General features: G+C 54.1%; 22 protein-coding genes. 17 read left to right on the top strand and 5 right to left on the bottom strand.

From position 1 onward, the window contains the following. The first annotated feature begins 5 nt into the window (after positions 1 to 5). The 5 genes from hppD to ACFPMF_RS09385 all read left to right on the top strand — a co-directional run bounded on the left by hppD (position 6) and on the right by ACFPMF_RS09385 (position 4284). Complete coding sequence (hppD, locus tag ACFPMF_RS09405; RefSeq protein ID WP_379843607.1) at positions 6 to 1142, top strand: 4-hydroxyphenylpyruvate dioxygenase; 1137 nt, start codon at positions 6 to 8, stop codon at positions 1140 to 1142. 89 nt (positions 1143 to 1231) lie between these two features. After that, the gene (gene phhA, locus ACFPMF_RS09400; protein ID WP_379843604.1) at positions 1232 to 1957 is read left to right on the top strand and encodes a phenylalanine 4-monooxygenase; all 726 of its coding nucleotides are present in this window, start codon (positions 1232 to 1234) and stop codon (positions 1955 to 1957) included. Between the two features lie 82 nt (positions 1958 to 2039). Next, positions 2040 to 2477, top strand: coding sequence for a MarR family winged helix-turn-helix transcriptional regulator (locus ACFPMF_RS09395; protein WP_379843602.1), 438 nt, complete (start codon positions 2040 to 2042; stop codon positions 2475 to 2477). Between the two features lie 48 nt (positions 2478 to 2525). Continuing rightward, positions 2526 to 3707, top strand: a complete 1182-nt coding sequence (gene fahA, locus ACFPMF_RS09390) for a fumarylacetoacetase (RefSeq protein WP_379843599.1) — start codon at positions 2526 to 2528, stop codon at positions 3705 to 3707. Positions 3708 to 3921: 214 nt separating this feature from the next. Further along, on the top strand, positions 3922 to 4284 hold the full coding sequence (locus tag ACFPMF_RS09385) for a DUF1801 domain-containing protein (protein WP_379843597.1): 363 nt from the start codon (positions 3922 to 3924) through the stop codon (positions 4282 to 4284). 74 nt (positions 4285 to 4358) lie between these two features. On the opposite strand, the gene ACFPMF_RS09380 is transcribed toward ACFPMF_RS09385, so the two are convergent. Together ACFPMF_RS09380 and ggt are read right to left on the bottom strand one after the other, a co-directional pair. Further along, entirely contained in the window at positions 4359 to 4970 is a 612-nt protein-coding gene (locus ACFPMF_RS09380; RefSeq protein ID WP_379843595.1) for a DUF6624 domain-containing protein, read from the bottom strand. Between the two features lie 143 nt (positions 4971 to 5113). Further along, complete coding sequence (gene ggt, locus ACFPMF_RS09375) at positions 5114 to 6913, bottom strand: gamma-glutamyltransferase (protein ID WP_379843593.1); 1800 nt, start codon at positions 6911 to 6913, stop codon at positions 5114 to 5116. 133 nt (positions 6914 to 7046) lie between these two features. Here ggt and ACFPMF_RS09370 point away from each other — a divergent pair, with 133 nt between their 5' ends. The 4 genes from ACFPMF_RS09370 (at position 7047) to mnmE (ending at position 11301) form a co-directional block, all read left to right on the top strand. Further along, entirely contained in the window at positions 7047 to 8288 is a 1242-nt protein-coding gene (locus tag ACFPMF_RS09370; RefSeq protein WP_379843591.1) for an ABC transporter permease, read from the top strand. A gap of 68 nt (positions 8289 to 8356) precedes the next feature. Continuing rightward, positions 8357 to 8839 carry a hypothetical protein gene (locus ACFPMF_RS09365; protein WP_379843588.1) on the top strand — a complete coding sequence of 161 codons (483 nt, stop codon included), beginning with the start codon at positions 8357 to 8359 and terminating at the stop codon, positions 8837 to 8839. A 36-nt stretch (positions 8840 to 8875) separates the two neighbouring features. Next, entirely contained in the window at positions 8876 to 9874 is a 999-nt protein-coding gene (locus tag ACFPMF_RS09360; RefSeq protein WP_379843585.1) for an oxygenase MpaB family protein, read from the top strand. A 50-nt stretch (positions 9875 to 9924) separates the two neighbouring features. After that, on the top strand, positions 9925 to 11301 hold the full coding sequence (gene mnmE, locus ACFPMF_RS09355; RefSeq protein WP_379843582.1) for a tRNA uridine-5-carboxymethylaminomethyl(34) synthesis GTPase MnmE: 1377 nt from the start codon (positions 9925 to 9927) through the stop codon (positions 11299 to 11301). An 85-nt stretch (positions 11302 to 11386) separates the two neighbouring features. Here mnmE and ACFPMF_RS09350 read toward each other — a convergent pair whose 3' ends face one another. Next, positions 11387 to 12238, bottom strand: a complete 852-nt coding sequence (locus ACFPMF_RS09350; RefSeq protein ID WP_379843579.1) for a glycerophosphodiester phosphodiesterase — start codon at positions 12236 to 12238, stop codon at positions 11387 to 11389. 168 nt (positions 12239 to 12406) lie between these two features. Further along, positions 12407 to 13618 (bottom strand): sensor histidine kinase, encoded by a 1212-nt coding sequence (locus ACFPMF_RS09345; RefSeq protein WP_379843576.1) that lies wholly within the window; start codon positions 13616 to 13618, stop codon positions 12407 to 12409. Between the two features lie 570 nt (positions 13619 to 14188). Here ACFPMF_RS09345 and ACFPMF_RS09340 point away from each other — a divergent pair. The 8 genes from ACFPMF_RS09340 to ACFPMF_RS09305 all read left to right on the top strand — a co-directional run bounded on the left by ACFPMF_RS09340 (position 14189) and on the right by ACFPMF_RS09305 (position 20595). Beyond that, on the top strand, positions 14189 to 15118 hold the full coding sequence (locus ACFPMF_RS09340; RefSeq protein ID WP_379843573.1) for a Kelch repeat-containing protein: 930 nt from the start codon (positions 14189 to 14191) through the stop codon (positions 15116 to 15118). Between the two features lie 82 nt (positions 15119 to 15200). Then, positions 15201 to 15752 carry a Rad52/Rad22 family DNA repair protein gene (locus ACFPMF_RS09335; protein WP_379843570.1) on the top strand — a complete coding sequence of 184 codons (552 nt, stop codon included), beginning with the start codon at positions 15201 to 15203 and terminating at the stop codon, positions 15750 to 15752. 69 nt (positions 15753 to 15821) lie between these two features. Then, positions 15822 to 16040 (top strand): hypothetical protein, encoded by a 219-nt coding sequence (locus ACFPMF_RS09330; RefSeq protein WP_379843568.1) that lies wholly within the window; start codon positions 15822 to 15824, stop codon positions 16038 to 16040. Positions 16041 to 16222: 182 nt separating this feature from the next. Then, positions 16223 to 17089: an STAS domain-containing protein gene (locus ACFPMF_RS09325; RefSeq protein ID WP_379843566.1), complete on the top strand. Its 867-nt coding sequence runs from the start codon at positions 16223 to 16225 to the stop codon at positions 17087 to 17089. 6 nt (positions 17090 to 17095) lie between these two features. Then, positions 17096 to 17494 (top strand): STAS domain-containing protein, encoded by a 399-nt coding sequence (locus tag ACFPMF_RS09320; RefSeq protein WP_379843563.1) that lies wholly within the window; start codon positions 17096 to 17098, stop codon positions 17492 to 17494. Then, entirely contained in the window at positions 17475 to 17888 is a 414-nt protein-coding gene (locus ACFPMF_RS09315) for an anti-sigma regulatory factor (protein WP_379843560.1), read from the top strand. The genes ACFPMF_RS09320 and ACFPMF_RS09315 overlap by 20 nt, the downstream gene beginning before the upstream one ends. Further along, the gene (locus ACFPMF_RS09310; RefSeq protein WP_379843557.1) at positions 17881 to 18891 is read left to right on the top strand and encodes an ATP-binding protein; all 1011 of its coding nucleotides are present in this window, start codon (positions 17881 to 17883) and stop codon (positions 18889 to 18891) included. The genes ACFPMF_RS09315 and ACFPMF_RS09310 overlap by 8 nt, the downstream gene beginning before the upstream one ends. Positions 18892 to 18894: 3 nt before the next feature. Further along, positions 18895 to 20595, top strand: coding sequence for a sensor histidine kinase (locus ACFPMF_RS09305; protein WP_379843554.1), 1701 nt, complete (start codon positions 18895 to 18897; stop codon positions 20593 to 20595). Here the strand turns inward: ACFPMF_RS09305 and ACFPMF_RS09300 are convergent. Next, on the bottom strand, positions 20579 to 20776 hold the full coding sequence (locus ACFPMF_RS09300) for a hypothetical protein (protein WP_379843552.1): 198 nt from the start codon (positions 20774 to 20776) through the stop codon (positions 20579 to 20581). The genes ACFPMF_RS09305 and ACFPMF_RS09300 overlap by 17 nt on opposite strands. Positions 20777 to 20813 lie beyond the last annotated feature (37 nt).

The raw sequence follows: 20813 nt of genomic DNA, 5'->3' as shown, positions 1-20813 counted from the left end.
CAACTATGGAAACGACAGCAACCATCGAAGCAAAACCGGAAAACGGTACCGAAACCGATTTCCTGCCGCTGAACGGCACGGACTATATCGAATTGTACGTCGCCAATGCCCTCCAGTCGGCGCATTATTTCCAGACCGCTTTTGGCTTTCAGCCGCTGGCTCATGCCGGGCTGGAAACCGGTTGGCGGGATCGGGAATCGTACGTGGTGGTGCAGGGTAAAATCCGGCTGGTGCTGACCTCGCCCCTGCACGGCGGCACGGAGATCGGCCGGCACATCGACCAACACGGCGATGGGGTGCGAGTGGTGGCCCTTTGGGTCGATGATGCCACCCGGGCCTACGAAGAAACCACCCGACGGGGTGCAAAACCGTATCTGAAACCGACCCGCGAGGAGGACGCCGGCGGTTTTGTGGTCCGGTCGGGCATTCATACCTACGGCGACACGGTCCATGTTTTTGTGGAACGCGGGCACTACACGGGTATTTTTCTGCCCGATTACCAGGAATGGAAACCGGAACACCGCCCCCAGGAAGTGGGGCTGCACTACGTCGATCACATGGTGGGCAACGTCGGCTGGAACGAAATGAATACCTGGGTAAACTTTTACGCCAATGTCATGGGATTCCGGCAGCTGGTTTCGTTCGACGACAAGGATATTTCCACCGATTATACGGCCCTGATGAGCAAAGTCATGAGCAACGGCAACGGGCGTATTAAATTCCCGATCAATGAACCCGCTGAGGGCAAGAAAAAGTCGCAGGTGGAAGAATACCTGGATTTTTACGGCGGTCCCGGCGTGCAGCACATCGCCGTTGCCACGGACGATATTGTGAAAACCGTCACGGATCTGCGCCACCGGAATGTGGAATTCCTGAAAGTACCGGATGCCTACTACGACGACCTGCTCGACCGGGTTGGCCAAATTGACGAGGAAATTAACGCCCTGCGGTCGCTCGGCATTCTGGTCGATCGCGACGACGAAGGCTACCTGCTCCAGATTTTCACAAAACCCATCGGTCCCCGCCCGACGCTGTTTTTCGAGATCATCCAGCGCAAAGGCGCCAAATCATTCGGCAAAGGCAATTTCAAAGCCCTCTTCGAAGCCATCGAACACGAACAGGAATTGAGAGGAACACTCTAACCAATTGCTAAAGAGCGAATTGCGCTGCCAATTCCCTGCTTCTTGCGAAGCTATTCGCTCTTTCGCTCTTTCACTCTTTGAAATTCGCCATGATTCAGACCTATCACACCTACACCGCCGACGACCAGGCCGTTTGGCAGTTACTCTTTGAACGACAACTCGCGCAGTTGCCGGGCAAAGCCAGTCAGGATTACCTCGATGGTATTGAAAAAGTCGGTTTTGTGGCCGACCATATTCCGGATTTTGAACGCGAACTGAACCCGCGGTTGCAAAAGCTGACGGGCTGGCGGGTGTCGGCGGTGCCGGGGCTGATTTCCAACCGGGAATTTTTCGAACTGATGGCCAACCGCCACTTCCCGGCGACAACCTGGCTGCGGAAACGCGAACAACTGGATTACCTGGAAGAACCGGATATGTTTCACGACACCTTCGGGCACGTGCCCATGTTGTCGAATCAGGCATTTTGCGACTTTCTGGCGGCTTTAAGCCAGATTGCGCTGGCCCATGTCGATCATCCGGAAGCCATCGAAATGATTTCGCGGCTTTACTGGTATACGGTGGAATTCGGGTTAATCGCTGAGCCGCACGGCTTGCGGATTTACGGGGGCGGTATTTTGTCGTCGCCGGGTGAAACGACCTACAGCCTGGCAAGTCAGCGCCCCGGCCGACTTCCATACCAGGTCGAAAAACTGCTGCAAACGCCCTACGTAATCGACCATTACCAGGACCAGTACTTCGTGATCGAGTCGTACGAGCAGTTGTTTCACTCGATTCCGCAAATTGAAGAAAAACTGGAAGAATTGTTAGTCACTTAGTTTGGCCTATTTTTGTAACCGGTTTTTATCATATTGCTTCGAGGTATGATAAAGCTGAACGCCATTAACCGCTACGTATCGCATGACGCACCCTTCCGATCACCGGGCCTATTTTTTCAAGATCGACACCACCATCAAGAAAATCCGGAACGTCCTGCAGAAACGGTTCAACGAAGCCGGTTTTGATCTGACCGTTGACCAGTGGGTTCTCATCGATCACCTGTTCCGTAACCCCGGGATCAGCCAGAATGTGTTATCCGATTTGACGACAAAAGACGCGCCGACGGTCACGCGGATGATTGATCTGCTGTGTAAAAAAGGCCTGACCGAACGCCGGATGGCCGAAGATGACCGCCGGAAGTTCCTGATTTTCTTAACACCCGAGGGCCGTCAAAAATACGACGAAGTGTTGCCCACGGTGGTCGAAATCCGGCGCAAAGGCTGGGATGATCTGAGCGAAGAAGATTACCAGCACTTTGTCCGCATCATGGATTCGATTTATCAGAATTTTAATGACTAAAAGGCGGAACAGGAAGAGGTTCCGCCTGTCTTCTCCTTCTCCTTACCAATGACCCTTCCTTACGGCATATTCAGCACCGACGGTTCCGCTCCACGCGTGGGCGTTCGGCTTGACGATCAGATTCTTGATCTGGCCATGGTCGGTCGGCTTGGCTTCTTCGACGACCTGGGGTTCGACCGGGCGGTTTTTGAAAAACCGGTTCTGAATGATTTCATGGCGTTGGGAAAACCGGTCTGGCAGGCGGTTCGGCAACGGCTGCTGGCCCTGCTGACCCAGCCCGAAAAACCGCTGGATGCCTTCGCAGACTGGGTGCTATTTCCCGCGTCGCGGGCCACGCTGCACCTGCCCATGCGCATCGGCGACTACACCGATTTTTACGCGAGCGAAGAACACGCGACCAACGTGGGCCGGATGTTTCGTCCGCAGGGCGATCCGTTGTTGCCCAACTGGAAGCACCTGCCGGTGGCGTATCACGGGCGGGCATCGTCGATTGTGGTTTCCGGCACGCCCATCAAACGACCCGCCGGGCAATTTCCGGGACCAGACCAGCAACCGGTTTTCGGCCCTTCGCAGGCGCTGGACTTCGAACTCGAGTTGGGCATCGTCATCGGAAAACCGTCCCGGCTGGGCGAACCGGTTTCCATTGCCGACGCCGAAGACCACGTATTCGGTTTTGTACTGTTCAACGACTGGTCGGCCCGCGACCTTCAACGCTGGGAATACCAGCCGCTGGGGCCGTTTCTGGGGAAAAATTTTGCCTCATCCGTCTCGCCCTGGGTGGTTCCGCTCGAAGCCCTCGACCCCTTCCGGATGGAAGGTCCGCCACAAGATCCCACGCCCCTTCCCTATTTACAAACGACCGCAAAACGACATTTTGACATTGAGTTGGAGGTGGTTCTGCAACCCGCTCAGTCAGCGCATGCATTCGTCATTTCCCGAACGAACTCCCGGCATCTTTACTGGAATGTAGCACAACTCATTGCGCATCATACGGTTAATGGCTGCAACCTGAACGTTGGCGACCTGCTGGCAACCGGTACCATCTCCGGTTCCACACCGGACAGTTACGGTTCGCTGCTCGAACTCAGCTGGAACGGCACCCGGCCGTTGACGCTGCCCGATGGCTCCGTGCGAACATTTTTAGAGGACGGCGATACGGTGACCCTGCGCGGCTGGGCGGGTAATAAACAAATCGACTGGGGTGAAGTAAAAGGTCGAATCATAGCCTAACCGACTCTCTCCAGGAGCCGCTTACACCATCCTTCGGTGCCTGGAAACCGAAAAATCACTTTCCTGCGTACTGGCAGAATCATCCATTGGAAAAAGTGCCTAAATGGCGCACTGACCGCTTACGTCGGCACTTTTTGGCCTTAAAAGGCCAAGAGCGGCCCGATTATTGCACTTTTTATAGACAAAGTGTAGTTTTAACAAACTAAGCCCTTGTATGACAAAACCAGTGGAAACCTTTTTAGCCGACTACAAGCCGGAGGTTCGGGACTTAGCCCTGAGAGTCAGGGAATTGGTTCGGAGCATTCTGCCCGAAGCGCACGAATCCGTGAATACCAGTCACAAAACCATCATCTACGGAAACAGCCCCCGCATGGCGGACGAAATCTGTTACATTGCTCCGCTTTCTTCCAGCGTTAACCTGGGTTTCAATTACGGAACGCAACTGCCCGACCCGAACGGTTTGCTGAAAGGAACGGGCAAACTCCTGCGCCACATCAAATTCGAATCGACCGACGAAGTTTCGGTGCCCGGCATTGTCGAATTGCTGAAAATCGCCAAAAATCACGGAAAATTCTAGGCGGTTTTGCAGAAAAAAATAAAAAGGAAACCGGGCGGCCCGGTTTCCTTTTCTCTTCCAGCCGTGACGCGGCCTTATTTTTTCACCCCCATCCGGGCCAGATACGCGGCCATCGGTTCGAGGTCCATCTGTTTGCGACGTTTATCGAGATTAGCTTCATCTTCAACGGGATACACATCCTTTTCGCCTTTGTTGTTGATGTGAATCTGCGTACCGTAAATCTGTTTTTCTTTCTTCTGAACTTTTACCTGATCGGTCAGAAAAGCAACCCCAGCTTTGTCCAGTTCGCCTTTCTGGGCGGCTTCCGTTACCATCGGTAAATATTTTTCGTGCACGGTCCGGTCCGTGCTGTGCTGAATGATCAGGAACGCGACCTGATCCAGCGGTTGCCCTACCACACTTTTACCCGGATAGCCACCCACCTGCGCAATGATTTTCTCGACCTCGCCCAGATGCTCCTTATCCATGTCCTTGATTTTCTGGCGGGCATCCTGCGATTCTTTCGCCCCCCAGCCGTATTGTCGTTCAATGGCGTCGTAGGCCGCCCGTTCTTTCTGGTCTTTGTCGTAAAGCTGCGTTAATTTCTTGCGAACATCGGCCAGATTCGCCGTGCTTTTCGGGGCCTGCGCCCAGACACTTGTGTTGATCAGACACAGGATAAGAAGAGAAAGGAACTTCGTTTTCATGATTGTAAATCAGTAGCTTACTGTGGTGATGTGTTAAAAACCGGTTTTCGGCCCGCAAAGTTTAAAAAATAACCGTAGCCCCGGACGGCAGCCCGTCAAATTCTTTCCCAAAGGTAAGCCTGTGCTTTAGCGCGTTACGGTCATTAGTAGCCGACCGAGGTATTATCCGCCCGGGGGTCCGATGCGCCTTCGAGGGTGCCATCGGGGCGGAACAGGATGCAGTCCATGCGGCCGAGCGAGTTGGTCAGTTGTTCGAGAATGTAACCACGAGCCTGCAGTTTCCGGATGGTTTCGTCCGAAAACGCCCCGTTTTCAAACGTCGTTTTGTCCGGCAACCACTGGTGGTGAAACTTCAGGGCATTGACAGACTGCTGCATCGTCATGCCGTGATCCAGCACATTCAGAATGGTTTGAAAAACCGAGGTGATGATCGTTGAACCGCCCGGCGTGCCGACCACCATGTACAGCTTACCCTCCTGCTCCACAATGGTGGGCGTCATCGACGACAGCATCCGTTTACCGGGCGCAACGGCATTGGCCTGGTTGCCGATCAGCCCGAACATATTGGGAACCCCCGGTTTGATGCTGAAATCATCCATTTCATTGTTCATCAGAAAACCGGCTCCGCCCACCACCACGCGGCTGCCATACCCGCCGTTCAGCGTGGTCGTAATGGCCACCGCATTACCGTCTTTATCGACCACCGAAAAATGCGTGGTTTCCAGGCTTTCGTAACCGGGCAGGTTTCCGCCTTTCACATTCTTGCTATCGGTCGCCCGGTCAAAGGAAAAATCAGCCCAGCGGTTTTTCAGATAATTCCGATCAATCAACTCCTGAACGGGCACTTTCACAAAATCCGGGTCGCCCAGAAATTTGGCGCGGTCGGCATACACCCGGCGCTCGGCCTCGATCATCACCTGCACGGTTGAGTCGCTGTTCCACCCCCATTTCCGGAGCGGATACGGTTCGACCAGCCGCAGCAGTTGCAACAAAGCCACGCCCCCGCTGGAGGTCGGCGGCATCGTGATAATTTTATAATTCCGGTAGGTCCCGACCAGCGGATCGCGCCAGATGGCATGGTAATTTTTCAGATCGTTTTCGGTGATAATGCCTCCTCCGCGCTGCATCTCGGCCACCAGCAGCCGGGCGGTTTCGCCTTCGTAAAAACCGGCCCGGCCCTGCGCCTGAATCCGGCGCAGCACTTGCCCTAAATCCGTCTGAATCAACAACTCACCGGTTTTCCAGTCGGTTGTATCGGGTTTCATGAAATACCGTTTGTCGGGATTCACCGCCAGAAAGGATTTTTTGGTCCGGTTCAGTCCGAGGGCTTCGCGTTCGGTCAGGACGACACCCTTTTCGGCCAGATCGATGGCCGGTTGCAGCACCTGCGCCCAGCTCAGTTTGCCAAACCGCCGGTGCGCTTCCACCATCCCATCCACCGAACCCGGCACCCCGCTCGCCAGATGGCCGGTAATGCTCAGGCTGGGAATGACATTCCCGGCCGAATCCAGGTACATATCCTTCTGTGCTTTTTCGGGCCCTTTTTCCCGGAAATCGAGGGTATACGCCTGCCCGCTCCGGTCGCGGTAGACCATAAAACCGCCCCCGCCCACATTGCCCGCGCCCGGATAGACGACCGCCAGCGCAAACTGCACGGCCACGGCCGCATCCACCGCGTTACCCCCGGCTTTCAGCATATCAACTCCAACCCGTGAGGCTTCGGGATGCGCCGAAGCTACCATTCCGTTCTTTCCGGTTACAGCCTGGCGATCCGAATAATACGGGCCGGTTTTTCGCACGCCGACCGACTTCGTTTCGTTATCATACTGATACATACCGGTGCTCTGCCGGAGTCCGGGCTGCTGCGGGCCGGTCCGGCAGGCGCTCAGGACGATACAGAACAGAATGATTGCACACTGGAGAGAGAGCGTTTTTCTTTTCATACAAGGAGCACGACCTAAACCACTAATCTACAAAAACAAACCAAACATCCGCCGAAACTACCTTCGCTTTCAAATCGCTTGCTAGATTAAGGATGGTCTGATATCTTTAGTTCATTATAAACCGTTCGATCCCTTGAAATTTATCCGTCAGACTTACGAAAGCTTCCGGTTCGCGTGGCAGGCCCTGCGCTCGAACCTCCTTCGGACCACGCTCTCGCTGCTGGGCGTTACCATCGGTATTTTCGCCATCATTGCGGTGTTTACGATTGTCGATTCGCTGGAACGGAACATCAAAGACAGCCTGTCGGGGATTGGCGACAAGGTGATGTATATCCAGAAATGGCCCTGGGGCTTCGGGGGAGAGTATCAATGGTGGAAATATTTCCAGCGCCCCGAACCGTCGCTCGACGAATTCAAGTTCCTGTCCGAAAAACTGGAGCGCGCCCAGGCCGTGGTGGCTATGGACTTTCGCGGTCAGGTAACGGTTAAAAACGGCAACAACAGCATCCTGGCACTCATCCAGGGCACCTCGTTCGAGTACAACAAGATTTCGGAGGTGCCGGTCGAGCAGGGACGGTATTTTTCGCAGCAGGAAATCGATGCGGCCCGTAATGTCTCCATTATCGGAGCCGACATTGCCGAAACGCTGTTTCCCGGTCAGGATCCGGTCGGGAAGGAATTCAAACTGAACGGCTTGAAATACGTCGTCATCGGTGTGCAGCAGCGCAAGGGAGCCAGTTTGCTCGACTTCGGCGGCAATCCCGACACCAAATGCCTGATTCCGATCGGAGCGTTTGCCAAAATGTATCATTCGGTTTACCCCAGCATCGACATTGCCGTTAAAGGTTTCGAGACCGACGAAGGACTACTCGAACTGGAAAGTGAAGTCCGGGGCGTCATGCGGGCGCGTCGGGGGCTGAAACCGATGCAGGATGACAACTTTGCCCTTAACCGCCCCGAAGCGGCCGCGCAGGCCATTTCCGGCCTTTTTGCCGTGTTGACGGTGGCGGGTTGGGTGATCGGCAGCTTCTCGATTCTGGTGGGCGGGTTCGGCATCGCCAACATCATGTTTGTCTCGGTGAAAGAACGTACCAACATCATCGGGATTCAGAAATCGCTGGGAGCAAAAAATTACGTCATTCTGTTTCAGTTCCTCTTCGAGGCCGTTTTCCTGAGTCTGATCGGCGGAGGAGTCGGCATTTTACTGGTCTACCTGCTGTCGTTCATGAAGCTGGGCAGTCTGGAAATCATTCTGTCGCCCGCCAACATTTTGCTGGGTATCGGTGTTTCGAGCATTATCGGTACGGTTTCCGGCATTCTGCCCGCGCTCGTTGCGGCCCGGCTGGATCCGGTGATCGCCATTCGTTCCAAATAGGGAACGGTTGCAATTCCCTCCGATAACGCGTTCATTTGTATAGCGAACTCACCAAACCACCCCGGCCCATGCGACGTATTCTGTTTCTGCTTGTTTTTCTTCTGATCGTTTTCGGTATTTTTTATTACCTGACCGCCTGGAGTTACAGCGATGGTGAACGGGCGGGCACCATTTCCAAATACAGCCGGCGCGGTTATGTTTTCAAAACCTGGGAAGGTGTTCTGAACGTTGGCGGTTTTTCGGGCGAAACCGGTTCGCTGACCCCACAGTTTTTCGATTTCTCGGTGAAAGACGATTCGGTGGCCCGGCAGATCAATCAGGCCGTCAAAACCGGGCAGCGCGTAACCCTGCATTACGAGGAGAAACTGGTCAAATTACCCTGGAACGGGGAAACGAAGTATTTTGTGACGGGGGTGGAAATTGTTGACCCGCCGTACAAGTACGGGGTTCCCGGCCAACGGTATCTCCCCAATCAACCGACGCCCCAAAGCCCGCCAACGCAACAACTTCCGCCCGGATCCGTTGATTCGGTGCAACGAGACACCTTATAAGGCCCGTAGTTTCAGGCCAACGTTCGTGGATTTCCGATGAAAACCGTCACGCTCAACCGTATTTTTTCCGAAGACCTGCTCGACCGCTCCCGACAACAGGGCGATCCGGCGGCCGATGCGGTTTTGGCGGCTGTGGCCGCCGAAGGCGGGCGCGAAAAAATCGGTTTACTGATGCGCTGGCTGGCAAACCCCGACGACTTAAACGCTACCGACCAACACCCGTCCGTGCGGGATTTTGTGGAAACCCAGGTCCGGTTACCCACCTGGCTGGATTACCGCCGGATGGAAACCGCCATGCGGTTTTTCTCCAAAAATGAAGTGGCCGTGGAGTTGGTACTGGGCTGCTATTCCTTGCCGTATTGCTACGCCGGTGCCGACGGTGCGCGGGTGCTCTGGCAATCGCAACGCATTCATAACGACACCCGCAAACGTCTGGAAGAAACCGGGGCCTGGTTTTTCCGGATCATGAAACCGCGTAATTGGGAAAACGGAAAAGCCGTTGCGCACACCCTGAAAATCCGGCTGCTTCATGCCGCCGTTCGGTGGTTCACGCTCCAGAGTAGCCAATGGCAGATGGACTGGGGATACCCCATCAACCAGGAGGACATGGCCGCCACCAACCTGGCTTTTTCGTACATTGTAATCCGGGGGCTGCGCAAAGGGGCGGTTTTGATGACGGACGAGGAAGAAGATGCGTATTTGCACCTGATCAATGTTACCGGTTATCTGCTGGGCGTTTCGGAAGAGCTACTCCCCCAAAACCGGCGCGAAGCCTTTCACCTCGAACGCGCGATTGTCCGGCGGCAATTCCGGCCCTCGGAGCAGGGAATGGGCCTGACCCGGTCGTTGCTGGCGGCCCTCGAAACAATGTCGCCCCCGGCCCTGCGGAACCTCCCGGCGGCCCAAATGCGTTTCCTCCTCGGCGATGAGCTGGCCGACCTGCTCGGGGTTCCGGCGGTCGCACTGGAAAAACGGCTGGTGGGGCTGGCCAACACCTTACCTATTTTCCCCAAATTATTGAAATACAACCTCTGATTTATAACAAACTGTTACACAGAGTTAATCAGAGAGCATCAGAGTTATTCATGGAGATTCTACAACAGGAGCCGATTGCGGCTTTGGCCACGGCACCGGGCATTGGGGCCATTGCGGTCATCCGCGTTTCGGGAGACCACGCGATCGAGATCACCAACCGGCTTTTCCGGGGAAAAGATCTGAGCCGGCAGGCGTCGCATACCGTGCATTTCGGCACTATTCGGGATGCACAAAATACCATCATTGACGAGGTTCTCGTCTCCCTTTTCCGCAGTCCGGCTTCGTTTACGAAAGAAGATGTGGTCGAAATTTCGTGCCACGGTTCGGATTACGTGATCCGGCAGATTCTGCGGCTGTTGCTGAAAGAAGGGGTACGCATGGCCCAGCCGGGCGAGTTTACGCAGCGGGCTTTTCTGAACGGCCAGTTTGACCTGGTGCAGGCCGAAGCCGTGGCCGACCTGATTGCCGCCGACTCGGAGGCTACTCACCGGGCGGCCCTGACCCAGCTCCGGGGCGGTTTTTCCAAACAGCTCAAAGCGCTGCGGCAACAGTTGATCGAGTTTGCCGCCCTGATCGAACTGGAACTGGATTTCGGGGAAGAAGATGTCGAATTTGCCCAGCGCGACGATCTTCGGCGGCTGGTCTGGTCGATTCAGCGCGTCTTGCGCCCGTTGATCGAATCGTTCGCGGTTGGCAATGCCATCAAACAGGGCGTGGCAACGGTTTTGGCCGGAAAGCCCAATGCCGGTAAATCGACCTTGTTAAACGCTTTGCTGAACGAAGAGAAAGCCATCGTTTCCGACATTCCCGGCACCACCCGCGATGTGATCGAAGATGAATTGTTCATCGATGGAATACGGTTTCGGTTGATTGATACCGCCGGTTTGCGCGAAGCCACCGATACCATCGAAGCCATCGGCGTTGAACGCACCCGCCAGCAACTCGACAAAGCCGCCATCATTGTGTATCTGTTCGATGTAGCGGAAGCGACGCCGGCCGAGATTTCGGCCGTGGAAGCGGACCTGAAGCAGCGAAGCGTCCCGTATGTGCTGGTTGCCAACAAGATGGACAAGCTATCTGCCGAAAAACTGAACGAATGGCAACGTACGTTTGGGGAAAATCTGGTCCCTATTCAGGCCAATACGGGTAAAAATCTGACCGAAATGACCCAGCGACTGACCGGTTTTGTCAAGGCGAATACCGTTCCGGGCTGTACGGTCGTAACGAACCTGCGCCATTACGAACACCTCACCCAAACCGATGCCGCCCTGGCCCGCGTTCTGGACGGTCTCGATGCCGGAACCACGCAGGACTGGCTCGCCATCGACCTCCGCGACGCCCTCCGTCACCTCGGCGAATTGACCGGCGAAATCACCACGGACGATCTGCTGGCTACGATTTTCAGTAAGTTCTGTATTGGGAAGTAACTGCACTCAATAGCATTTTGCATTTCTTCTCTATTCTCCTTTGTCTGTTTAGCGACGTCATTGCCGCTAAACAGACAAAAACCGGTTACTTGATTTTCACCCAGGGCATTTTGGTGCGCATAAAGGTCAATACTTCTACCGGAATGTCGGAACAGAGGTAATCACAGCCCAGGGCCACCCCCAACTGGAAATCCTGGACGGTATGGCCCGGCCAGCAACTGACCAGAATACCGGCAGCCTGCGCATCTTTTACATTTTTCCGGCTCGTTCCGCTCAGGTTACAGCCGATTCGTTTCACCCCCAGATCCAGGGTTTCCTGCAAAACTTCCTTGGTTAGTGGGGATGACGTGATAAACAGCAAATCGACATCGGGGTACCTGGTTTTGAGATATTGCAGGGGCCGCTTGTCGAAGGAGGTCAATAAATAGGTAGACCCCTGCGGTTTTTTGGCCATAACGGCTTTATACACCTGATCGCAGTATTTTTCGAGCAATTCCTGGGGATACGCTTTGGGAGTCGTTTTCATTTCAAACTCCAGATACACCCCCGGTTTATCGGCGAAATAAGCCAGCAAATCATCCAGAAACAGCAGCGGATTTCCTTTCTTCGTTTTCACTTTCCGCAAGTCTGCGGCATTCATTTCTTCCACAATGCCCTGGCTTGTGGTCATTCGGTCCAGCGAAGCATCGTGCGAAACAATTAACTGCCCGTCTTTACTGATCCGGACGTCAGTTTCAAAGCCCCGCAGGCCTTTTTCATAACTATTTCGAAACGCCTGAAGGGTATTTTCATCCTGTTCATGAGCCCCCCCGCGATGGGCAAAAAGCTGGACGGCTTTATCCTGGGCCGATACGTTTTGAAGGGGAAGCAGGAGGGAGCCGCAAAAGAGGCAACGAAAAAACAACAATAAAAAGCGACCGGTACGTTGTTGAGCCATGGTTGTATTTTAAGGAATAGGAATGGCTCAAAAGTAAACAAAATCCCAAACTCTCCATACGGTTCGCAGCGTTGTGCCCCGCCAGAAGGGGCAGTTCCACTTGAGAACAGGACAGTATGCCCTCTGGCCGAGCCGGATGGAAGGAAAAAACCGAACGGCATAAGCCCGTTAGGGTTGCCAGCGAATGGCGAGCCGGATCCGAAACAGAGTCCCTTCCCCCGGCTTGCTTTCGATCTCCAGATTCGCCCGCAGGAGCTCACACAACCCCTTAACGATGGACAACCCAAGGCCTTCCCCTTTGTGGGGAGAACACAAACCGGACACGTGCGCGGTGGGCCCTACGGTTTGAGCACACCACCCGGCCTTCGTCGGCAGGCCCGGCCCGGAATCCTGTATACTGACGAGCCAGTAATCTTCATTCTCCCGAGTCCAGAAAACCGCTACCCAGCCTGTGGGCGTATACTTGAGGGCATTGAGCACCAGATTTTGGATAATTCGCTGAAGGTGAACCGGATCACACTCGACCACCAGGCTGGCCGGGCCGTCCGCTTTGAGTAAAAGACCGTTCTTATTAGCCAGGGGCTGATAGCCCACCACCAGATTTGTTAGCAACAGGCCTGCATCCACAGGCTGGATGTTGAGCGATTCCTGACCGGCTTCCAGCCGGGCTAAATCCATCAACTGAGTGACCAGTAACCGGCAATTGGTCAGGTTACGCAACAGCATCTCCAGCATCTGTTTACGCTCCTGTTCGGACTCAATGCCCATCTCCAGCAAGGAAGCCGCTCCCTCGATGGCTCCGAAACCGCCCCGCAGGTCATGCGAGGAATGGCGCAGTAACTCATTGCGCTGCAGGCTGGCCTCATTTAATTCGGCCAGGGCTTTCTCCAGGGCTTCGACCCGGCTGGAAGCCGCTATACGGTGTAATTCGGCATACTGGCCGACACTGCCGGTACTAATCTGGTTATTGAAAGCCGCGAAGTGTTCATAGACGCTGGTCATAAGCCGGGAATCGGTCGAGGGATAAAGTTGCCAGAACACCCGTAGTTCCTCCAGTAACAGACGCCCCAGATACTGCATCTCCATCGACAGTTCAGCCAGGGTATAGCCTTTTTGCCAGCGATGGAGACCATGATCAGCGGCTAACAGGCTGACCTGTACTTCCTGATCCTGGCCTAGTAGCCGCTGCTCAAGCATTGTGAGCATCAAAGGGACGTTACTGGTAAACTCCTGGCGGCTTAAGCGGGCAACTCCTTTCAGGGCGGGCTCTACCTTGCAAGCCATCTGCCAATTTATGAACAGGGCTTCGCGCCGGGTAGCCAGGTAGGTAGCTAGCCGGATCAGAGAATTCGACTCTACAGTGGAGGAGGATGTCATCATTACCTTGGGCAAAATCTGATCTCTACGTCCGGCAGGAGCGGTCCGTCCAGAGAATTTTCCCAATTAGGCATCCAGGCGAAAAATAGCTGAAAATGGAACTGATATCAGCTTCTATAAGGGTAACTACAGCCAGCAACCCATTGTTCATGGCGAAGATCACTTTATAAACAAAGTACGATATGACACGCCATCACCCGCGAGCCTTCTTTAGTCCTTTTAATCGATCAAGCGGCTAGCGATGGGGGAACGTGTTTCGGAAAGAGGGTTTTGTTGATCTCTGTCGCCTATTCCAATGATCTCCGAAAACTTAAAGTTATTTTTTTCAAGAAAATGGTGACTTTCAAAAATACCCTACGTCTTACTGGGTGCTGGCGTTTTTCAGTTCGCCAGCATCATACACGTTTCGCATGACAACCCCGGCAATTTTTGCCGGGGCTTGTTTTTAGGAATCGCCGGTTCCTGACCGGGACCGTGCCGGACGCTAAAACCCGTACTTCTACGCTAAAACCGCCTTCTCGCATCGCTTACTTTCAGGTAGCAAAAGCACATTAACCTTACTACCATAAGACTATGAAGCCCCTGTATTTCTGCATTTTACTCGTTCTGGCGGGAAGCTGTAAAAAGAACGAAGAAGGGACCGCAACGCCCGAAAAGAACGTTAATGATGTCGTGCTGACGGCAAAGCAACTGAGCATGCCCCTAAGCACCTTCAATGCCGGTGCTTACCCTATTCAGTCTGTTCTGGTCGGGAATGCGATCTATTTTGGCAATTATTCCAATACCGCTAAACCGCAGTTCTTTGTTCGCTATGACCTGGGCAGCAATACCTTTTCCTCGGCCCTTGCCAAATCAAGTAATGTCTGTGGGTGCGGCTACTCCAGCAAACTGGTGTCGGATGGCACCAATATCTTTTTTATCGCCAACGATGCCACCAAATACGTTGCCTCTTCAAACACCTGGCAAACCATAAATTATCCGGCAACGGCAAAAGATAATGCGGGAGAAGCCGGCGTCACCTATTATAGCGGCAACCTTTATTTTCTGGGTGGCCGTACGCCCAGTACCCTCTTCAAATATTACAGCATCAGCCAGGACAAATGGTTTACGGTTCCGAATTACCTCTACGCAACCACCAGCACGGAATTAGTCACGTATAAAGAACGGATATACGCCCTGGGCGGGCAGGGTGCTAAACAGAAAATGGCTTATTTCTCAACCGCTACCAACACCTGGACGCCCCTGAAGGACCTTCCCTTCGAGGTTTCAAGCAGTTACCAGAGCGTCTTTTCGGCCGTCCTGGGCGATTATTTGTTTCTGCTGCAAAACCAATCGGTTTATGTCTATGACCTTGTCAAAGACACCTGGGCCGATGCGCCCCTTAAACTGGAGAACGTTCCGGGCTACGGCAACCTGTTTTCCAATGGGCAAAAACTTTTTATCAGCGGAAAAAGCCCTTCCAATATTCCGGCCATCACCGAATTGACGGTGTCGATGAAATAGCGGTTTTCCGGTGCCGGAGCTCTCCGTCAGCCGGCAAAATTTCGCAGTCCGCCGGGATCGTTTTTTCGCCCGCCGTTGTTTTATGAAAAACAACTCATACATGGACATCAATAAACTGACCGCTCCCCTGCGGCCCGAAGAAATTGAGTGGCGGGTTCAACAGCAGATTGACGCTAAAAACGGCAAACCGGCCAAGCTGATCGTCGTTCCCTACATCACCAATCGCTGCGTCATGGAACGCTTCGACGAACAGTTCGGCTGGGCCAGCTGGAGCAACGAAATCAAAGAGATTGACGGCGGTTTTCTGTGTACCATCACGGTAACGCTCCCTTCCGGGGAAAAAGTCAGTAAAACCGATGGCGCCGGGCGGACGGCGATCGAACCCGTCAAAGGCGGTATTTCTGACGCCATGAAACGGGCCGCCGTTCAGTTTGGACTCGGACGGGCGCTGTATACGTTTCCGAAGGTATTCGTGGAAGTAGACGGTAAATTTATTCCGGAATGGGCCATTCGCCTGCTGGATGCGCTGGTCGACTCGATCAATAGCGGCAAACCGCAGCGTGAGGTAATTGTCCTGAAAGAAGAGCATATTCGCCGGCTGCAACCCCCGCAACCGGTGCGGGCCGCGGCCTGATTTTTGCTAGTGCTATGAACAGATCGAGCCGGTTACACGCTAACCGGCTTTCTTTTTCCTGATGTCCTCATGCTGATTATCTCCGGCGCGCATCTGGCGGCCATGCTTCCGGGCTCAACGTACACGATCATTGCCAATGACCGAATGCACGGCAACGAAGCTCTCCTGTTTTGTCAGCAGCTGAACGTATCGTCGGCGGTGGCCCGGCTGCTTTCTGATGAGCAGGTTCGGGATCTGGTGTTTTCTACCCTTCGGATTGCGATTCCGGAGAGTGCGCCAAGTGTGTAGCCCATCCCCCTTTCTTTTGGTCGTTGCGTAGCCCTGGGTTGGATCTCAGGCCGGAACCCGGGCGACCTGCTGCCAGGCAGACTACCCTGAAGCGTTATTTTCAACCCACCAAATGGTAAGTAAAATGGGCATTTAAAATATTCCGCTAATATTGCAGGTATCTATTTCACCTTATTCTTTTTATGGCTCATACTAGCGTCATCTCGTTGATCAAATCAAACAAAGCGCGACTGCTTGATTTATGGATTCAGAAACAACTGGTCAATGAAAGCCTGCGCGACGACCTAATGACCAACGATGACCTCCGGGCTCAGTCCGAGGAGTTAGTAAATGCGCTGGCCAACACACTGACCGAGGACAACCTTAATCAGGTTGATTCCACGCAGTTTGACGAGGTATACGAAATCCTTTCCGGCATTTCGATTTCCCGCGCCCGGCAGGGGTTCTCACCCCGCGAAACGGGCTTATACATTTTCAGTCTGAAGGAGGCCATCATCGACCTGCTTCGGCAGGCAACGGATGACACGACGGTGCTTTTTGAGGAGAGTCAGAAAATAAACCGGTTGCTCGACAGCCTGGGCGTTATTACGTTCGAAACCTTTATCAAGGGGCGGGAAGAAGTGATTCTGCGCCAAACCGAGGAAATCAGCGATATTTCCACCCCGGTTATTCAGATTTGGGAGGGCATCCTGGCCCTGCCGATCATCGGGACCCTGGATAGTTCACGGACCCAGGTGGTGATGGAAAACCTGCTGCAGAAAATCGTCGATACCGGCAGCAGCATCGCCATTCTGGATATCTCCGGCGTTCCCGCCGTTGACTCACTGGTGGCCCAGCACCTGATCAAAACCGTTAGCGCGACCCGGCTCATGGGGGCCGAATGCATTATCAGTGGGATTCGCCCCGAAATTGCCCAAACGGTGGTTCACCTGGGCATCGATTTGTCCAACATCATCACCAAGGCGACATTAGCCAGTGCCCTGAAATACGCTTTTTCAATGAACCGCATGGTTGTTAAGCGGATGGATGTCGAAAAAAGGGCCCTCTAACAAACTATGGATAAAATACCAATCCTGCGAATGGGACCGTTCCTGCTGGTTACCATTCAGATTGACTTATACGACCGGCTCGCTATGAACCTCGAATCGGATCTGGTGCAGAAAGTTCACCAGACCGGTGCCCGGGGCGTATTGATCGATATTTCGGCGGTTACCATTGTCGATTCGTTTATGGGCCGGATTCTGGGCAATATCGCCAGCATGACCCGCGTTCTGGATGCCGAAACCGTGGTGGTCGGCATGCAACCCGCGGTAGCCATTACGCTGATTGAGCTTGGCTTATCTTTGAAAGGCGTGCATACGGCCCTCGACGTTGAGCGTGGGATGGCACTGCTGCACACCAAGCTGGATCTAAGCACCGAAATGGCGGACGACGATGCTGACGATACTGAATAAGGAAAGCATGTCCATCACGCGGGAACAGGATGTGGTTCCCTTTCGCAATCGCGTCAAGGAAGTGGCCGTCAAAATCGGAATGGGCATTGTCAACCAGACCAAGCTCATTACGGCTGCCAGCGAACTGGTTCGCAATATGCTGCGCTACGGGGGCGGGGGCGATACCTGCATTGAAGTCGTCAGTAAAGGACGGGATTCGGGCGTACGGCTTACGTTTACCGACAAAGGGCCGGGGATTGCCGACATCAATCTGGCCATGCAGGACGGTTATTCAACCGGAAAAAGCCTGGGGCTGGGATTGCCGGGAGCTAAACGTCTCGTCAACGAATTTAGCATCCGGAGTACACCCGGCCAGGGGACGACCGTCATCATTTTAAAGTGGAAAAATGGATAATTCCCCGCATGTGCGGTTTCTGGCTACGGATCGGAGTTATCTGTCGATTGCCAAAAAAGGCATCAATCAGTTGGCTAATCAGGTGGGGTTTAAGCCCCAGCGCATCGGCGAAATTGATTTGATTGTCGCTGAAATTGCTTCGAATCTGGTCAAACACGGCGGGGGGGGAGAAATTCTCGTCCGCCATTTTATTACCTCCAACAACGCTGGCCTGGAAATTATCAGTATCGATAACGGTCCGGGCATCGCCGATCCGAACCGCATGATGCAGGACGGTATCTCGACCGCCGGGACCTTGGGCAGCGGGCTGGGAGCCATTAAACGGCTGTCTGACCAATTCCAGTTGTATTCCACGAAAGGCTGGGGAACCATTCTCCTGGCCCGAATCTTTAAAAATCCGGTACCGGACGAACCACCGACGGGCGGTTTTACCTTTCGTTCGATACTGGTTCCCAAACCCGGCGAAGTTGTCTGCGGAGACGGTTGTTACGTAAAACGAACGTCCGAGCACATCAAGCTTTTTCTGGGCGACGGGCTGGGGCACGGTCCTGAAGCCAATCGGGCCGTCCAGGAAGCCATCAAAGCCTTTCGGATTTGTCCGTACCACAGCCCGGTCGACATTGTACGGCACATGCACCAGTCGGTCAATAAAACCCGGGGGCTGGTTGGCTCAGTCGTTGTGTATGATAGCCAGAGCCAGCAATGGCACTGGTGCGGGGTCGGTAACATTGTAACCCGAATTGCTGGACCGGTAACGGCTAAAAACCTGCTGTCCTATAACGGCATTGTGGGCATGAACCTTCCGGGCACCATGCACAACCACCTGCTGCCCCTGGAGCGGGGCCAGTTACTGATCATGGGCTCAGACGGTTTGCAATCCCGCTGGGATCATTCAAAATATCCGCAGATTCACCGGTATGATCTAACAATTCTGGCGGCTGCGTTGTATAAAGATTATGCCCGTCAGACGGACGACACTTCGGTATTTATCGGGCGGATTTAAACCATGGAGGAACTTGCTAAAGTATCGCTCGACAACGAGATGGACCTGATACTGGCCCACAAACGGACCATGAAACTGGGCGAACTGGCAAGCCTGTCGCTCGCGACTCAGACCACCTTCGCCACGGCGGTTTCGGAGGTGGCCCGGTATGCCATCGAACAGGGTACCAGCGCCGTGCTCACGCTCAGTGCCATCGCAACGCCTAAAAGGCAGTATCTGGTAGCCTCCATTGAAGACGAAAACCTGCCGGTTGCCAATCCGCTCAATCAGGCCCTGCTGTATGCCCAGCGACTGGTCGAGAAACTGGAAATCACCAGTACGGGCAACGGCAGCCGGATTTCGCTTTATTTCAGCCTTCCCATAGCCCGGAAAATCAGTGCGGAACGCATCGCGCTCTGGCGGTCCCAGTTCAGTTCGGACCAGCCATTATCGCCCTACGACGAGATCAAACGAAAAAATGAGCAGTTGCAGGAGTTGGCTGGTCGGTTGCAGGATAGCGAGCAGCATTACAAACGCGTCACGGACTCCTTGCCGCTGATGATTTTCACCGCCAATCAGGCTGGGCAGCTGCTGTACGCCAACGCCTGGGTCACGGCCTTTACGGGCCATTCCATTCAGGCCCTCAACCAGACCCGGTGGTCGAAAGTCATGCACCCGGACGATTACCCGGATTTCTGGAAACACTGGAACCAGCAGGCCGCCGATGCGCAGCCTTTTCATTATGAGTGCCGGTTGCGGAAGCAAATGACGCAGGATTACCAATGGCACCTGTTTTCGGTCTCTCCGGTGCCGAATGAGCCGAGTAAAATAGCGGCCTGGACGGGTTTCGTCGTGGATATTCACGCCCAAAAGGTGATGGGTCAAACCTTGCAGGAAAAAGAAGAATTGGCCCAGGCCAAAGCCAAACTCGAACAATCGCAGCGGGATTTGCAGGCTACCGTCAACGAACTTAACCGCAGCAATGCGGAATTGAGTCAGTTTGCCTACGTGGCTTCCCACGATTTGCAGGAACCGCTGCGAAAAATTCAGGCTTTCGGCGAAATTCTGGTGAACCAGCACGCAGCGAAGCTCGATAACGCCGGAGTAGACATTATTACCCGGATGCAGGCAGCCGCCGGACGCATGAAGGTGCTGGTCAAAGACCTGCTCTCCTACTCCCGGCTTTCGACGCAGAAACAGCCGTTTGAGCCCCTGGACCTGAATCAGATTCTCGCCGAAGTGCTGACCGACCTCGAAACCAGTATCCAGGAGAAACGGGCGTCCATAACGGCGCAGGCACTGCCGGCCATTCAGGGCGATCCGCTGCAAATGCGGCAACTATTCCAGAATCTCTTATCCAACGCCATCAAGTTCTCGAAAACCGACCAGCCGCCCCAGATTCAAATCACCACTTCGGTGCTGTTGCCCCACCAGTTGCCCGTAACCATCCGGCATGCCGCTCCACAGTATGTTTTTGTCTCAATTTCGGATAACGGCATTGGTTTCGAGCAGAAATTTGAGGATCGTATTTTCCGGTTATTTCAACGATTGCACGGCCACAGCCAGTACGAAGGGACCGGAATGGGCCTGGCCATTTGCAAAAAAGTCACCGATAACCACCAGGGCTACCTGACCGTACGCAGTCAGCCCGGCAAAGGCAGCACCTTTATGGTGTACCTGCCCGCCGAAACCGCTCTGGACGCTGGGATCACGGGCGGGCGGTGAACCGGTTACCGCGCAACCGCAACACGGCCAGTTCTTTCATTTTCGATTCAAAGACAATATCCACGGCTTTGCCGTAGGTGTTGACGGTCGAATACAGCCAGTCGGCATGGGCTTCCTGCCGGGCACCGGGATCTTCATAGGTCAAAGAAATCAGGGATTTTCCCGAGTCAGTTACCAGCATTTGCGCTGGTATTTGCTTAATTTCACCGTTCATTCTC

It is taken from the genome of Larkinella bovis (assembly GCF_042655385.1).
GTDB lineage: Bacteria > Bacteroidota > Bacteroidia > Cytophagales > Spirosomataceae > Larkinella > Larkinella bovis.
The sequence above is the reverse complement of the archived record's forward strand: the minus strand, read 5'-3'. Positions and strand labels throughout refer to the sequence as shown.